This is a genomic window from Chromobacterium sp. LK1 (genome assembly GCF_001043555.1).
In the GTDB taxonomy this organism is placed as follows: domain Bacteria; phylum Pseudomonadota; class Gammaproteobacteria; order Burkholderiales; family Chromobacteriaceae; genus Chromobacterium; species Chromobacterium aquaticum.
The window spans coordinates 1-256 of sequence record NZ_LDUI01000085.1; the positions used below are offsets into that span (position 1 = coordinate 1).

Annotated in this window: 1 protein-coding gene; it reads right to left on the reverse strand. The window is 69.9% G+C overall.

The annotated features are described in order from the left end of the window. Positions 1 to 256, reverse strand: a 256-nt coding sequence (locus VI26_RS22935; protein WP_048412069.1) for a contractile injection system protein, VgrG/Pvc8 family, incomplete at both ends; no start/stop codon positions are given.

Here is a 256-nt window from a genome sequence, read left to right on the forward strand (position 1 = left end):
CACCCGCGAACTGACGCGATGGCGCAGCAGCGCGAACGGCGGTTCGATGGTCAGCTGGTAGCGGCTGAAGCCGCCGTCCGAACCCAGGCTCTGCACCTTGGACACCACGCCGCAGCGCAGGCTCTCCGCGCCGGCGGCGTCGAGGATGCCGAGGCGGGCCGGCAGGCCGAGCAGGGTCTTGAGTTCGATCGCGCCGTCCGGAGATAAACACAGCAGCTGGTAGGCGTAAGGACGCGACACGCCTTCCTCGCCGGCC